Genomic DNA, 14,149 nt, shown 5'->3' with positions numbered 1-14,149 from the left:
GGGCGAGGTTCACTGTCCGTTCAAAGGCCGAAAAAGGTCTGTGACGAACTCAACAAGGCCGCCGAGAGTGATTCCGGGCCGCGCTCGATGCATTGCCCGAACCCCGGTTGTGCCTGCATCCGCGCCATGGCCCGGGCATGCCGACCGGTAAGGTCGGTGCCTGGTTGCAAGAGCTCCAGGTGATAGTCCAGGGCCAGGGCGAACAGCCGGGCCGGGAGCGGCAGGGAGGCCGGCAGAGGCTGGGCCGAGCCATCCGGGAACAGCGCCTGGGCCTGGGTGAGATTCCAGGCGAGGTTGAGGATGGGGTCTTCCGGGTTGGCGTGGGCGAGGATCTCTTCGATCAGCGTTTGGCCGTGGGCCAGGGCCGGGCCGATGGCTGTCGCTTGGCCGAGCCCCATCAGCGCCAGGCATGCGGCGTTGCGCAGCATCGCGGGCTCACCTTGGCAAGTGCTGTTGTCGAGCAGGATCGACAGGCCATCGAGCAGCGCATCGAGGCGGATCCTCGGGTTGCCCGCCAGCTGCAAGGCCAGGGCGGCGATGAAACCGTCGCGCATGTCGCTGCCGGCCGAAGGCTCGGCCACCGGCTGCGGGCGGTGCAGGGGCTTGTCGCGATAGCTCAGTTGCGCCGCCACCCGGGCCAGTACCACCGGTGGTGAAATCGGCTTGGCGATGTAGTCGGCGGCGCCCAGCAGCAGGCCCAGGCGTTCGTCTTCGACACTGCTGCGCGAGGTCAGGAAAATCACCGGGATGGCGGCGGTCGCCGGCTGGCCCTTGAGCTCGCTGAGCACCTGGAACCCATCCATCCCGGGCATCAGGATATCGAGGATGATCAGGTCGGGAGCGGCGCTGCGGGCCAGGGCCAGGCCTTGTTCGCTGTCCTTGGCCAGCAGCACTTCGTATTCGGCCGTCAGGGTCTTGGAGAGCACGATCAAGGATTGTGGATCGTCGTCGATCGCCAGCAGGGTATAGGGCTTGGGGGCGTGCTCTGGGGGCATCAAGGGGGCGCCTGGACAAGATAGGGCGGCAGTCTATCTTATTTGACCGGCCGGTCGCGGCGCTGCATTGCCGCAGGCCTCAGGGGTGGAAGGTATAGCGGTCCTTGCCGCCGTGCTTGGACCGGTACAGGGCCTGGTCGGCCTTGACCAGTGCCTGGTTCAGGCTGTCATCGTCCTCGATCCGGGTCAGGCCGATGCTGATGGTGGCCGGGTGCCGGGTCGGTTGTTCGCGAACCACCTGGCATAGGCGTGCGGCGAGGGCCTCGACGTGGTCGTGGTGCACGCCCGACAGGTAGACGGCGAACTCCTCGCCCCCCAGCCGGGCGTAGTCGAAATCCTTCATGACCGACTGGATGTCAGCGGCGATGCGTTTGAGCACCTCGTCGCCAATATCGTGCCCGTACCGGTCGTTGATCCTCTTGAAGTTGTCGATGTCGATCATTGCCAGGTAATGCTCGGGCTCGCGAGGCTGTGCCTTGATGCGCTGGCCGGCGCGGGCCATGAACGAGCGGCGGTTGGGTATCTCGGTCAGGGCGTCGACATAGGCCTGCTCCAGCAAGCGCTTGGCCATGATGTAGTTGTACAGCCGGGCCTGGCGCAAGGTGATGAAGCTGTACAGGGTCAGTGCGGTGAGGAACAGCGAGTAGGCCAGGACGATCAGGCCCTTGAGTTCGGTGATCGAGGTGCGGGTCATCCAGTAGGGGTTGAGTACGCTCCAGGTGATCAGCACCGCGACGAAGAACGACCAGCGCCGCAACGGCATCACCGAGGCGCTGTAGAGAATGCTCGAGGCGCCGAGGATCAGCCAGACCGGGTGCAGGTCCATGGGCAGGCCTTCGATCACCAGCCGCACGGCCAGGGCGATGACCAGCACGAACAGCAGGTTGACCCATTGGAAGTGCCGGGCCCTGCGGGTGAAGCCCAGGATGATGGTGTTGATCACCAGCAATGTCAGGAATACCAGCGAAAGGAAGGTGAAGCCCTGCTGGCCGGGAAAGCTGACGATCAGGTCGAAGATCAGCCAGATGCTCAGGCTGGCGATGTAGGTCAGGATGCAGAAGCTGTGCAGGCGTTCGAAATCGTATTGGGCGAACTCGTTCTTCAAGGCCGCCGGGGCGGCCTGGCTGAGTACCTGTTCTTCAATGGTCCTGAACATCGCCGGCCCTTGGGTGAGCTAAGGAGTGCGCAAGGCCTGGCCCCAGGGTCGGTAGCGCAGGGAGAACACGGCCGTGGCATGGCAACCGGCCGCCAGGGTGTCAGGGGGGGCCGGCTCGGCCTGAAACGGCTGGCCTTCGGCGCTGGTCTGGCGAAAGGCTTCGCGGACGATGCCGACCCCGCAGGGCAGGGCATTGGCGTAACTGTCGCGCACCAGCGGCGACAGGCGCGCGGTACCGGCACCGTCCTGCCACCAGACCTGCAATCCGGCGTTCGCCAGATCACCGAGCCAGGCACCGTTGACCTGGGGCGCCAGGTGCCCGGCGCTGAACGCGCTCAGGTGCAGCGGCGCGTCGAGCTGGCGGGCGAAGTCCTCGAGTTGACGTTGCAGGGTGGTCCGGCGCTGGGCATCGAGCAAGTGCAGGTCGTCCAGCTCCATGGGCAGGTACCAGCCACTGACCGGCAATTGCCAGTCTTCGCGCAGTTTGCGCTGGCGGTCCAGGGAGGTGGCCAACTGAGCCTGCCAGTAGGCTTCCAGGCCGGCACTGTCCAGTTGCTCGATGCGTTGGTAGTAGGCCGGGTCCATGTACAGGCCCAGCACCAGTTGCAGGCCCTGTTCGCGGGCCTGGCGCAGGCTGTCGGCGAGCCAGCCATGGGCGTCGCCGAAATGCGAGTCGCCGTAGGCGGTCCACTGCACGATCAGGGTCTTTACGCCGTTGCGGGCGCTGTCCTGCCAGATCTTGCGCCACTGTTCGCGGCCCAGGGCCGCATCGCTGTTCAGGGGCTGGTAGAACAGTCGCTCCTCGGCCTGGGCCGGCAGGCCCAGGATCAGCCACAGCAGGGTGATGTACATCAGTCGTTTCATCAGAAATTCAGCTCCACGCCCACCAGGATGCCGTTGCCACCTTCATACAGATTGCCGCCGAGGGATTGCTGGTACTCGGTGCGTACGGTCAGGCGCGAGCGGTAGGCGTTGTATTTGTCGTCATCGAACCAGTATTGCCAGCGCAGGCCGAGCCCGGTACGCAGGTCCTGGCGCCAGTCGTTGCTGGGGTCCTGGGCGGCGAATTCGAGAAAGCCGTAGGGCATGATGGTCTGCGCGGTGCTTACCGGCAGTTTCCAGGCATGGCCCTGCTGGTAGCGCGACAGCCACTGGTGGTCGCCGGCCTTGGTCCACCAGGCCGCGTCCAGATAGAGGAAGCGTTCGTCCCAGTCGCTTTCGTCGATGCGCCAGTCGTTACGGTAGCGGCCTTGGTCGAGGACCGAGGCAGTGGCCCGCAGCAGGTAGTCGGTGCTGGTGTGGCCGCGCTTGCGATGATCGTTGAGCTGGTCCAGCAGCCGCCCGGGATCGAGCATCTGGCCCAGGCTCAGGCCATGGTTGTCGCGGTCGTCGAACTGGCTCTGCTTGTAGATCTCGCCGTAGAAGTTGACGTTGGCGTTGCCCCAGGGCTTGTAGCGCAGGCCGACCCCGGCTGCGGCCGATTCGGCGTAGGAGGAGCGTCCCAGGCCACCCAGCAGAGTACGGCCATAGACCGACAGGGTGCTGCCGTTGCGGCTCGGCTCCTCGCCCAGGGCGTGGTCCCACATGGCGACCTGTACGTTCTGCGACTGCGGGCTGCGCCGAGCGCCCTTGATCCCGCTATCGGGCAACAGGTTGTTGTTGGTGGAGACCCCACCCGGCGACCAGGTACTGGCGATGGTCACGCTGTCGCGTCGGGACAGGGCCTCGTGGGCGCGGCGCTGGCGATAGCGGCGCGCTTCCAGGCTGCCACTCTCGTCATCAGCGGCCACCGGGTTCTGTTCCAGGTCGATGACCCGGCGCAGCTCCTTACGGGCGGCGGCGCTGTCTTCGACTTCGGCGTAACGCCAGGCCAGGGTTTCGCCCAGGCGATAGTCCTCGGGGAAATCACCGGTGGCCTGTTGCAGGTGGGGAATGGCCAGGCGCCGTTGTTGCGGGGTGTCGGTGGCGGCCAGGCGCATGCCGTAGTCGGCAGCAAAGCGCGGATTATCCGGTTGCTGGCGTACGGCCTCGGCCAGCCATTGGGTGCTTTGTTCCGGCTCGCCGGCTTTTTGCGCGGTGACCGAGGCCGCGTAGTAGTGCCCGGCGTCGGGTGCCTGTGTCAGTGCCTGGCGCTGGCGTTGCAGGGCTGTCGGGTAGTCGTGGCGCTGCTCGGCGATCGCCGCGCCCAATGCCCACTCGTTGGCGCCTCGGCTGCTGCTTTGCTGCCAGTAGCGCTCGGCGCGGGCGTTGTCGCCGACGTTGAGGGCGCTGCGGCTGGCCGTGAGCCGGGCGTTATCGCTCAGTTGGGCGTCCGGGATGCTGCGCCAGATGGCCAGGGCCGCGGCTGAATCGCCGGCAGCCTCGAGGGCATAGGCCAGGGGCAGGCGGCTGCCACGATCGCCCAGGCGCTCGGCCGCCTGGTACCAGGCCGCGGCGGCTCCTGGTTGCGCAGGCATGGCGCAGCGGCCCAGGGCACGGTACTGCGCGACGTCCCGGGGCTGCTGGCCAATGCTCTGCTGTACCACATCGCAGCGCCCGTTTTCGGCCAGTTGGGCCAATAGCTGGCTGCGGGTGGCTGGGTCGGCCCGCTTGATCAAGCCTGCCATGCGCTGCAATTGCTGCGGGTTCAGCTGTGGCGTGGCGGCATAGAGTCCGGCCAGGCGCTGCAGCAAAGGGGCGGGCAACGCGCCGCCGTGGCGGTCGTAGGCTTGTTCCAGCAGGGCTTGGGCCTGGGCCTGGCGACCGTCGCCCATGGCCAGGTAGGTGGCCTGGTCCAGCGCCGCGAGATTGCCGCTCTGGCGGTATTGGCGCTCCCACAGCTCCCCGGCTTCGCGCTTGCGCCCCAGGGCCTGGAGCAGCTCGGCGCGTTTTTTTTGTACGGCCGGGGTTTGTGGTTGCAGGCTCAGCCATTGCAGCGCCTGGGCTCCCTGGCCCTGTTTCTGCCAGACCTCCACCAGGCGTTCGCGTCGGGCACTGTCCCAGGGCTCGGGCAGGCGCTGGCTTTGCAGCAGGTCGCTGGCTTGCAGGCGTTGGGCCAGAACCAGCCAGGCCTGGGGGTCGTCGTTGGGCGAGCACTGGCGCAGTTGCTTGAGGGCCGCATCCGGATCGTGCCGCGACAGCCACTCGGTGGTCTCCAGGCAAGGGCGTTGCAGTTCGTCGCTGAGGCGGCGCACGGTGTCGCTGTCGTTCTCCTCGCGGGCCAGTTCCCAGTGCTGCAGGCGAATGGCCGGGTCGGCCTGCTCGGCCGGCGACAGGCGCAGGATCCAGCGTTGGGCCTGGTTGTTGTGGCCCAGGGCAATGGCTCGCTGGATCATCGCCCGGTGCACCTGGTGCGCCGCTTGGGGGCTTGGGGCCTGTTCAAGCAGGGTTTCCAGCTTGGCTTCGTCCAGGTGCTGCATGTAGGCGTTGGCCAGGCGCTGCCAGTCTTCGGCGTTCAGCTGCCGGCTGGCGGCCAAGGGTTCGAGCTGGGCGATGGTGTCGTCGGTGTTGCTCATCTGCTCGGACCAGTTGGCCCGCGCCTGGCGCAGTTCGGTGTCGTCGCCCTTGGCTGGCAATTGTGCCAGCCAGTCATAGGCCCGACGGGCCCCACCGTGCTTGGCGAGGCTCAGGCTATAGGCCTGCCACAACTGGGTGCGCTGTGGCATGGGCGTCGTGTCGAGCCAGCGTTGCACCTCCTGCGGGGCGGGCGGGTCCTGCTCGATCCAGGTCAGGCGCAGGTCCAGCAGGGCCTCGCTGTCTGGCGGGGCGTTGTCCATGGTTTCGGCGGCGTCCTTGTAGCGTCGCTGCTTGGCCAGGGCCTGGGCCAGCAGGCCTTGGGCTTCCTGGTTCCTGGGAACCTGCTGTAGCAGGTGGCGGGTCAGGCGCTCGACTTCCTTCCAGTTGCCTTTCTGGGCCTCGCGGTAGCTGCGATCCAGGTAGGGGTAGCTGCGAAAACGCTCGAATTCGGTCAGTTCCTGGGCCTGTGCCAGGGCCAGGCCGGACAGGCTCAGCAGCAGGCTGCCCAGGAGCCAGGGAGTACGGCTCTTCATGCATCCACCTCCGCGACGATACGGTAGGCCGCCTGTTGCTCCTCGGCCTGCTCCGCCAGGGCCTGTTGCAAGACCTCGGGAGTGATCATGCCGCGTTCGATCAGGTGTTCCCCGAGGGAGCTGCGATCGGCGTCGTAGTCGATCATGGCCTGGTTGAACAGGCTCGGTGGCACCAGGCCGTGCACCTGCAACAGGCGACCGATCTGGACCTGGTGGTGACTGACGCGCTCAAGCAGCGCCTCGTCGTCCTGATGGCGTTCCAGCGTGGCGAGCATGTGCCGGGTTTCCTCGCCCTGGTGTTTGCCCGGATACCAGTGGCGGATACCCAGGGTCACCCGTCCCTGGGGCGCCAGGCGACATTTCACCGGACGCTTGAGCTGGCGGCTGATGGCCCCCAGCGAAACTTGGCTGACCGGGTCCTCGGAGGCCAGGATCAGCGTGCCGTCCTCTTCCTTGAGCGGTAGCACTCCGTACTGCACGGCGATGCGCCGGGGGACCGCGGCGATCAGTTGCGGGTCGAGTTTGAATGGGTTGAGCGGCGTCCACTCCAGTTCGAACTGCGCGGCCAGCTCCTGGACCAGTTGGGTGCTGTCGATGTAGCCGCGCAACAGCAGTTCGCGGCCCAGGCGCCGGCGAACCGGGCTGGTGATGACGGCTTCGAGCTGCTCTTCGCTGAGCAGGCCCTTTTCCACCAGGCGATGGCCCAGGGGCGTGCGCTGGGCCTTGGTCAGGGCAGGAAACTCATGGGTGGTCTTGTCCCAGGCCACGCGTCGCGAGTCACCCATTTGCAGAACCTGGCGCAGGGCCCGCAGGTTGGCGAAGAAGTTGACGAAGTTGCTCCACATCATCCGTGGCGCGGAGAGCAAGCCCTGGCCCAGGCCATAAAAACGGGTGACGAACCAGGCTCGCTGGAACAGGCGGTTGACCAGCATCAGGCCGTTGAGCCAGAGCAGTGCGGCCAGCAGCGGGCTGTCGGCGAGAATCGACTGGAAGTGCCAGGCATCCGGGGACAGCACGGTGATCAGCCACATGCCCAGCAGCACCAGGAACAGCAGGTTCACCAGGAAGCTCAGCAGGTAGGCGATCAGCCCGCGGCGATCGCGCCAGAGGAAGTAGTTGAGCAGGTTCTTGCGGCTCCAGCCCAGGTTGGTGGTGCCTTGGAACACGATGCCGACGATCCACCGCGACTTTTGCCGGACAGCGTGCTGCCAGTCCCGGGGGAAGTGTTCGCGCACACAGATCACCTGGGCGAACTGGCGATTCATGCCCGGGACCCATTCATAGTCCAGGGCCAGTTTCGGATCGTTGATGGAGTAGCGGGCGAAGATGCACTTCATGCCTTTTTGCTTCAGGCGAAAACCGATGTCGTAGTCCTCGGTCAGGCTCTGCACGTCGAAGGCGATACCGTCGCCATCCTCCAGCAGGGCGCCAATGGCCCGGCGACTGAAGCAGGTACCGACCCCGGCGCTGGGCACCTGGCCGGTGAGGGCTTCGCGCACGATCACGTCCTTGCCGTGGTTCTCGGCGAACTCATCGACATAGTGCCCGGCGGTGAAGCCCTGCCATTCCGGCGCGTAGGGATAGACCGGGATCTGGATCAGGTCCTTGTTCGGCAGCAGGTAGTTGTAGAGGCGCAACTCCATGGGCGAGATCACGTCTTCGGCGTCATGCAGGATGAAGCCGGCGAACTCGATCTTCGCCTCGTTCTGAAAGCGCAGGATGGCGTCGATGATGTTGTTCAGGCAGTCGGCCTTGCTGGTGGGGCCGGGGCGGGCGCAGACCACCTTGTGCACGTTCGGGTAGTGCTGGCAGACGGCGTCGACGTCGGCCTGGGTCTCGGCATCGTTGGGGTAGGTGCCGACGAAAATCTGGTAGTTCTGGTAGTCGATGGTGGAGGCAGCCAGGCGAGCCATCTCGCCCACCACGCCGACCTCGTTCCAGGCCGGGACCATGATCGCCAGGGGCTTTTCCGGGGTTTCGAACAGGCGCTCCTCGTCCGCCGGCTTGAACTTCTCATAGATGCGCCAGCGGCGGATCAGCTTGCGGGTCCAGTACACCAGGTCAATGAACAGGTCATCCAGGCCCAGCAGGAACATCAGCAGGGCCAGGGTGATGGCCAGGTACTTGAGGCCGTAGAGGATGTAGATGAAGATGTCGATCAGGGCCAGGTTCATGCCGGGCCACCCGCGGCTTGAGCCTCCAACCAGGTGCTCAAGTGGCGGGCGATATGTTCGCTGGCATGGCCGTCGCCATAGGGGCTGTGGACCCTGCTCATGCGGGCATAGACCTTGTCGTCGTCCAGCAGTTGGCTGGCGTGGTGCACGATGCGCTCACGGTCGGTACCCACCAGCAGCACGGTGCCGCCCTCGAGCACCGCGGGCCGCTCGGTGACGTCGCGCAGCACCAGCAACGGCTTGCCAATGGCCGGAGCCTCCTCCTGGACGCCGCCGGAATCGCTGAGAATGAAGTACGAACGTCCCATCAGCCAGACAAAATGCTGATAGTCCTGGGGCGGGACCAGGTAGATGTTGGGCTTGTCCGAGAGCAGGCGGTAGACCGCGTTCTGCACTTGGGGGTTGAGGTGCACCGGATACAGGAACTGCACGTCGGGGTAGCGCTGTCCCAGTTCCGCCAGGGCTTCGCAGATCTGCTGGAAGCCATCGCCGAAGTTTTCCCGGCGGTGGCCGGTGATCAGCACCATGCGCCGCTTGTCGTCGAGCACCGCCAGGGGCGAGTCGGCAGAAGGGCGCCAGTGGAGATCTTCCTGATGGCTGCGCATCCACAGCAGTGCATCGATCACGGTATTGCCGGTGATCTCGATGTTGGCTTCCGGAACGCCTTCGCGCAGCAGGTTGGCTTCGCACTTGGCGGTGGGGGCGAAGTGCAGGTCGGCGATCACGCCGGTCAGGCGGCGGTTGGCCTCTTCGGGCCAGGGGGCCTTGAGGTTGCCGGTGCGCAGGCCGGCTTCGACGTGGCCGATGGGCAACTGGCGGTTGAAGGCGGCCAGGGCGGCGATGAAGCTGGTGGTGGTATCGCCGTGCACCAGCACGATATCCGGTTGCAGGCGCTCGTAGGTGGCATCCAGGTTGATCAGCAATTGCTGGGAAAGGCCATTGAGAGACTGGCCCTGGGTCATCACCTGCAGGTCTTCGTCGACACTCAGCTCGAAGGAGTCGAGCACCTGCCTGAGCATTTCCCGGTGCTGCCCGGTGGAGCAGATATGCAGCTCGATTCCGGGCCATTGACGCAGGACCCGGGCCAGGGGCGCCATTTTGATTGCCTCAGGGCGCGTACCGAAAACCATCATGACTTTGAAAGGCATTGACCCCTCCAGGGTGTGATGCAACCGGTTCTGATCCTGAATAAAAGCAGTGGGATCCACTCTTGTCCAACCAGGGTCCGGAATGCGCGCTATCGCTCAAGCACGCGGTTGCGAAGAAAAGAGGGGGTCTGGCAATGGGATCAAATCGAAGTTCCAAAGACGTTCGGGCCAACCGTCTGGAAAATGCAAGATGATGTTTCTACAGGCTTCGGTCGGGCGCGCGAGAGTCAATTGTTTATTACATTTTCGTCATAAAAATGACGCTATTGCCATTTATCGGGAGCTTTCAAATTAGCGCGGTATGAATGTGTCAATATGATGTCGCTCGCTGCTAAAATGCCTGCCATTGGCCGCTCGTTGGGTGGCCGGGCAAGTGTTCTGTTTTGCGAGGTGGTTCCGTGGGTCGTGCGTTGGCGTTGTATGTAATGGGAATGACGTTGGTCCTGACGTGTTTTGCCTGGGCGGTATCTTTTTTGTTCCATTGAGCGCCCGGTGGCGTATCGAATCTTTGCGCTTGCCCAACCGGTGAGCTTGGAAGTCTTTGTCCAATAGCGATGCCTTGGCCCGTGATGACGCCAGCTCGCATTCGACCTCAGCAGGGCCCGGTGATGATTGCCAATGCCTGGTCCAGCATTTGTTGCATTGAACCTGAACCCTCGATGCGCCCTTGGGGCTGGTCCAGTCGTGCCAGCCATTCCTTGTGACGTGGGCGGCTGCGACCTGCCCGAGAGCCGCCGTCGTAGGCCGCTGCCCATTCGAGAAAGGCCAGGTGCTGGGTATGCATGTCACCGCCGGGCAGGATTCGCGGGCCAAAACGCTGTCGTTCCCGTGAGCGGATGCGTTGCAGGCGCAAAGGCGTGGGGGTATCGACATACAACACCCAGTCGGCTTGCGCGATGATTGCATCGCCCCAGCCGTCCATCGAGCCCGAGAGTACCCAGGGCTTGTCCTCCAGGGCCTGCTTGAGGCCCAGCAGCCGCTGTTCTACGGGGCGCGCCTGCTGGAAGGGCGGATCGCTGGGGTGCCAGTAGTGTTCGTCGACGTCGACATGGGGCAGGCCCAATTGCTGTGCCAGGAGCGCGCCCAGGGTACTGACGCCGGCACCCGAGGCGCCGATCAGATAGATGCGTTGATTCAAGGCACGTCCTCCGGGGTCGAACAAGGGGCGACAGAATGCCATCTCGCTGGCTATTGGGTCGGTCTTTGTGTCCAAGGAGCGGAAAATCTTCATCTTCAACTGCTAGAACAAGGCTTCACTCGTTCAGGCAGGGGGCTCCAGTGGAGTGTCCTGTCGCCAGGGAGGCTTGTATCTATGCGCCCCATACTGTTTTTAACCCCGTTGTTGCTATGCACAAGCATTGCCCATGGAGAAGACGCGGCTTCTGTATTGGGGCATGGCTTTGGCTCCTTGAGCTGTATCGACCTGCAGGACCCGGACAGCAAGGCCACCTGTGGTGCTCGTGCATTGTCCAATGGCAAGGGCTGCCAGGGCCTGTCCAGCCAGGGTATGCGCGATAAGTGCCTGGATGAGGCGTTGTATCCTTCGAGCAGCTCGAGTCGCACTCGGGTAACCAGGCCCAAGCCTGCGGTGCCGGCTCGGCTGGCTTCGGACCCGCCGAGCGCGGCGCTTGCGGCACCGCCGCTGTCGGACGCCGAGGTCAAGCACCTGGAGCAGGTGCTGGGCGTCAACGGCGGCCAGCCCTGAGGGGATCGGCTCGGGCAAAACCAGCTTTTGTGTGTCTTCGCGCCAGCCTATATGCTCCCGGCCCTTGGATGATGCGACCTGCTGCAGGTCCCGGGGCCTGGACTTTCCCATGGAGCGAACCGTGCACTACCGACTTTTTGAATGCCTGATGCGGTTTGCCGCTGGGAGCCTGCTGCTGGGCGGGCTGCTGATGATCGCTGGCTGTAGAAGCTCCTCAGTGCAGAGCGAGGAACAACAGGCTCAGGATCGGATGGCGAGTCTTCGCGCCGACTTCAAGCAGGTCCTGGATCAGGGCGTGAACAGGTATCACTTCGACGATTGGGTCGGCGGGCTGTCACTGCGTGCGGTGATCAACCGTCGCAACGAGGTGGTCAGTTGTACCGCCGAGGCTCTGCCCGACTACCCACTGCAACGATTTCCGGACAACCGCAAGCTGGCGCCGCTGCTGGAGGAAATCTGCTGGAACATGGTGTTTCCCAGGGTTGGGCCACAACTGTTCTCCAACGACCCGGGGGAAAACCTGCAAGTGGTGATCCCGATGGTTTTCTCGCCCCCCCGGTCGCGCCCCATGGAGGAGCAACGAGTCCGCGCAACGGTCCGTGAGTACAGGGATCAGGAGCGGTATCTCTGGCGGCAGCTGTTTGTCGGCGAGCGCCTGGATAGCATCGGCATCGCTCGGTTCCACGGCGTCGTCAGCGAGCAGGGGCAGATAGCGCGCTGCCAGGTGGAATGGGTCGCCATTGACGAGCGCCTGCCCGACTTCAAGCCGGATTCCGGTCTGGTGCAGCGCCTGGAGGCGCGCTGTGCAACCCTGGATCTGCAACAGATGTCGGTTTTCCTGACCTCGCTGCCGGTGGGCCAGCGATTTCTCTTCGAGTTGGAGTACACCCCCTGGAAGACCTGGTCGAAACACAGTTTCCAGTAGGCTGGAGCGGGCCTGCACTGCAACGCTCGATCAGCTATGGGCGCGGGAGCATGGCAGTGCGTCATGGCGTACGGCCTGTCGTTATCTGGAGCAGGAGCTGGGCTTCAACCGGCAAGGCAGCGTGATCCAGGGATTGGGCGAGGGCATTTACCCCTCGTTCTGCCGTGATGGATGGGTGCTCGAGGCGGGTTGGGACCACTGGAGCGGTGACTACCTCTACGCAACGTCGGTGGCCGGTGACGACCTGCTGCGCCAGTTGTTCGCGGTCATCGAGGCTGGCTTGGCCTCTCATCTGCCGGTGGACCGACCTGGCTGAAAGTCGGCCACCATGCTGGCAAATATTTGCTCGACACTATTTACATCCGGCCTGGCGCTGTTCACCATACGCGCCGTCTAAGTTTCGCTGCTGACCAGACAATTCCAGCCACCAAAAGGGTGGTTGTTTTGTTGCGTCCAAAAAAAGCAGTCGAATATGACCCAAGTACCGTTCAAGAGAATTCAGCACAAGCTCGCCCGTTCCGGGGTGGCCATCGAACGCCTGAATTCCAATTCCCTTTCCATCTCCTCGATCAATGACGCCGGGCTCAAGGCGGATTTGCTGTTGCCCGAAGGTTTTGCCATCGAAGAGAAGGCCATCACCCAACTCATGGATTTCGCCCGGGTTGCCCACCCCCATGGCGGCGAGGTCAAGTGCGCGTGCGCCACGCCGGACTTCCACACCGGCAGTTCGATTCCGGTGGGCAGCGTGATCGTCACCAGTCATGACCTGGTGGTGCCCCAGGCCATTGGCACCGATATCAATTGCGGCATGCGCCTGCACAAGCTGGGCCTGGACTACGAGCAGTTCATGGCGCAGAAGGCCAAGTGGACCGCCCTGGTGCGTGGCGACCTGTTGGAAGGCACGCGCAACATTCCCACCAGCCCGCAAGCCATGAGCGCGTTGTTCGAGGCGGGCCTGGGGGACTTCTGGGCCCAGGTCCGGCAGCAGGCCCCGGTCGGCTTGTTCGCCGGAGCGGATTTTGCTCAGTTGCAGCGCGAGCTGGCTGGCCTGCATGAGTCGTCCTTTGCCCGTGGTCGCGCCGCCTATGGCCCGGAGGCCTTGCAGGACCGGTCGCGGCAGGTCTTGCGGGATCCGGGCCTGGGCTCCCTGGGCGGCGGCAATCACTTCGTCGAGATCCAGGTGGTTACCGAGCTGGTGGATCGCCAGGCCTGCTTTACCCACGGCCTGGCGGTGGGGCAGGTGGTGATGATGATCCACACCGGCTCGCGGGATGTCGGGTTCTATGTCGGGCGGCGCTGGATGGACAAGGCCAAGGCCTTGTGGCCGGCGGGGCTGAAGCATCCGCAATCGAAGATCTTCGCCCTGTTCGGCGAGATGGCCGACGAGTACCTGCTGGCGATGCACAGTGCTGCGCATTACGCCGATGCCAACCGCGCGCTGATCGCCGAGATGGTGCGCCAGCGCACGCGGCAGGTGTTCGGCGCGGGAATCGAGGCGCCGCTGATTGTCGATGTGCCGCACAACATCGTGTTGCGCGAGGAGGTGGGCAACGTGCACCGCAAGGGCGCGACCCCGGCCTATGCCGGGCAGCCGCTGCTGATTCCCGGGAGCATGGGCCACGATTCCTACCTGCTGACCGGGCTGGGCAACGAGCGCTGGATGCGTTCGGCCAGCCACGGCGCCGGGCGTTCGATGTCGCGTGGCGACGTGATCGTGCGGGCCAAGCGGGACAAGGCGTTCCTGGGGTTGCAGGGGGTGGAGTGCATCACCACCAAGGAGGAGCGGATGATCGAGGAGGCGCCGGGGGCGTACAAGGAGATCGGGCAGGTGATTCGTTCCCAGGTGGAGGAGCAAACGGTGTCGGTGATTGCGCGGTTTTCGCCGGTGTTGACCTTCAAGGCGTAAGAGCGGTGGGCTCGCGGGGCTCGATGGCTTGCGGATTTGCCGTTCAAGTAGGCGGCCGCTACATTGTCGCCCCCTCTGGCCCGTTCGTTCTGAGCGGTGCCGTTGCGGTTAT

Annotated in this window: 11 protein-coding genes; 4 read left to right on the top strand and 7 right to left on the bottom strand. The window is 64.4% G+C overall.

Annotation, left to right across the window (positions count from 1 at the left end; genetic code table 11):
• Positions 1–20: 20 nt before the first annotated feature.
• The 7 genes from C4K39_RS27550 to C4K39_RS27520 form a co-directional block, all read right to left on the bottom strand.
• Positions 21–995, bottom strand: a complete 975-nt coding sequence (locus C4K39_RS27550; RefSeq protein ID WP_124347937.1) for a response regulator transcription factor — start codon at positions 993–995, stop codon at positions 21–23.
• Positions 996–1,074: 79 nt separating this feature from the next.
• On the bottom strand, positions 1,075–2,151 hold the full coding sequence (locus C4K39_RS27545; protein ID WP_124347936.1) for a GGDEF domain-containing protein: 1,077 nt from the start codon (positions 2,149–2,151) through the stop codon (positions 1,075–1,077).
• Positions 2,152–2,169: 18 nt separating this feature from the next.
• Positions 2,170–3,015 carry a DUF4434 family protein gene (locus C4K39_RS27540; protein ID WP_124347935.1) on the bottom strand — a complete coding sequence of 282 codons (846 nt, stop codon included), beginning with the start codon at positions 3,013–3,015 and terminating at the stop codon, positions 2,170–2,172.
• Complete coding sequence (locus tag C4K39_RS27535; protein WP_124347934.1) at positions 3,015–6,179, bottom strand: NfrA family protein; 3,165 nt, start codon at positions 6,177–6,179, stop codon at positions 3,015–3,017. The genes C4K39_RS27540 and C4K39_RS27535 overlap by 1 nt, the downstream gene beginning before the upstream one ends.
• Entirely contained in the window at positions 6,176–8,353 is a 2,178-nt protein-coding gene (nfrB, locus tag C4K39_RS27530) for a cyclic di-3',5'-guanylate-activated glycosyltransferase NfrB (protein ID WP_124347933.1), read from the bottom strand. Before nfrB ends, C4K39_RS27535 begins: the two co-directional genes overlap by 4 nt.
• Entirely contained in the window at positions 8,350–9,501 is a 1,152-nt protein-coding gene (gene wecB, locus C4K39_RS27525; RefSeq protein WP_068581272.1) for a non-hydrolyzing UDP-N-acetylglucosamine 2-epimerase, read from the bottom strand. The genes nfrB and wecB overlap by 4 nt, the downstream gene beginning before the upstream one ends.
• A 592-nt stretch (positions 9,502–10,093) precedes the next feature.
• Positions 10,094–10,639, bottom strand: coding sequence for a P-loop NTPase family protein (locus C4K39_RS27520; protein ID WP_083235750.1), 546 nt, complete (start codon positions 10,637–10,639; stop codon positions 10,094–10,096).
• Between the two features lie 270 nt (positions 10,640–10,909).
• Between C4K39_RS27520 and C4K39_RS27515 the strand changes: the two genes are divergently transcribed.
• From C4K39_RS27515 to C4K39_RS27500, 4 genes are all read left to right on the top strand, one after another.
• Positions 10,910–11,206: a hypothetical protein gene (locus C4K39_RS27515; protein WP_225926516.1), complete on the top strand. Its 297-nt coding sequence runs from the start codon at positions 10,910–10,912 to the stop codon at positions 11,204–11,206.
• 109 nt (positions 11,207–11,315) lie between these two features.
• Positions 11,316–12,131 carry a hypothetical protein gene (locus tag C4K39_RS27510; protein WP_124347931.1) on the top strand — a complete coding sequence of 272 codons (816 nt, stop codon included), beginning with the start codon at positions 11,316–11,318 and terminating at the stop codon, positions 12,129–12,131.
• A gap of 121 nt (positions 12,132–12,252) precedes the next feature.
• Positions 12,253–12,447, top strand: coding sequence for a hypothetical protein (locus C4K39_RS27505; protein ID WP_124347930.1), 195 nt, complete (start codon positions 12,253–12,255; stop codon positions 12,445–12,447).
• A 156-nt stretch (positions 12,448–12,603) separates the two neighbouring features.
• Complete coding sequence (locus tag C4K39_RS27500) at positions 12,604–14,037, top strand: RtcB family protein (RefSeq protein ID WP_068581262.1); 1,434 nt, start codon at positions 12,604–12,606, stop codon at positions 14,035–14,037.
• Positions 14,038–14,149: the final 112 nt, after the last annotated feature.

Source organism: Pseudomonas sessilinigenes (assembly GCF_003850565.1).
GTDB classification, from domain to species: Bacteria; Pseudomonadota; Gammaproteobacteria; order Pseudomonadales; family Pseudomonadaceae; genus Aquipseudomonas; species Aquipseudomonas sessilinigenes.
This window is presented reverse-complemented; position numbering and strand designations above follow the sequence as displayed.

Coding starts and splice junctions, on each gene's coding strand:
- C4K39_RS27550 (WP_124347937.1), bottom strand. CDS start 995: ATGCCCCCAGAGCACGCCCCCAAGCCCTATACCCTGCTGGCGATCGAC.
- C4K39_RS27545 (WP_124347936.1), bottom strand. CDS start 2,151: ATGTTCAGGACCATTGAAGAACAGGTACTCAGCCAGGCCGCCCCGGCG.
- C4K39_RS27540 (WP_124347935.1), bottom strand. CDS start 3,015: ATGAAACGACTGATGTACATCACCCTGCTGTGGCTGATCCTGGGCCTG.
- C4K39_RS27535 (WP_124347934.1), bottom strand. CDS start 6,179: ATGAAGAGCCGTACTCCCTGGCTCCTGGGCAGCCTGCTGCTGAGCCTG.
- nfrB (WP_124347933.1), bottom strand. CDS start 8,353: ATGAACCTGGCCCTGATCGACATCTTCATCTACATCCTCTACGGCCTC.
- wecB (WP_068581272.1), bottom strand. CDS start 9,501: ATGCCTTTCAAAGTCATGATGGTTTTCGGTACGCGCCCTGAGGCAATC.
- C4K39_RS27510 (WP_124347931.1), top strand. CDS start 11,316: ATGGAGCGAACCGTGCACTACCGACTTTTTGAATGCCTGATGCGGTTT.
- C4K39_RS27500 (WP_068581262.1), top strand. CDS start 12,604: ATGACCCAAGTACCGTTCAAGAGAATTCAGCACAAGCTCGCCCGTTCC.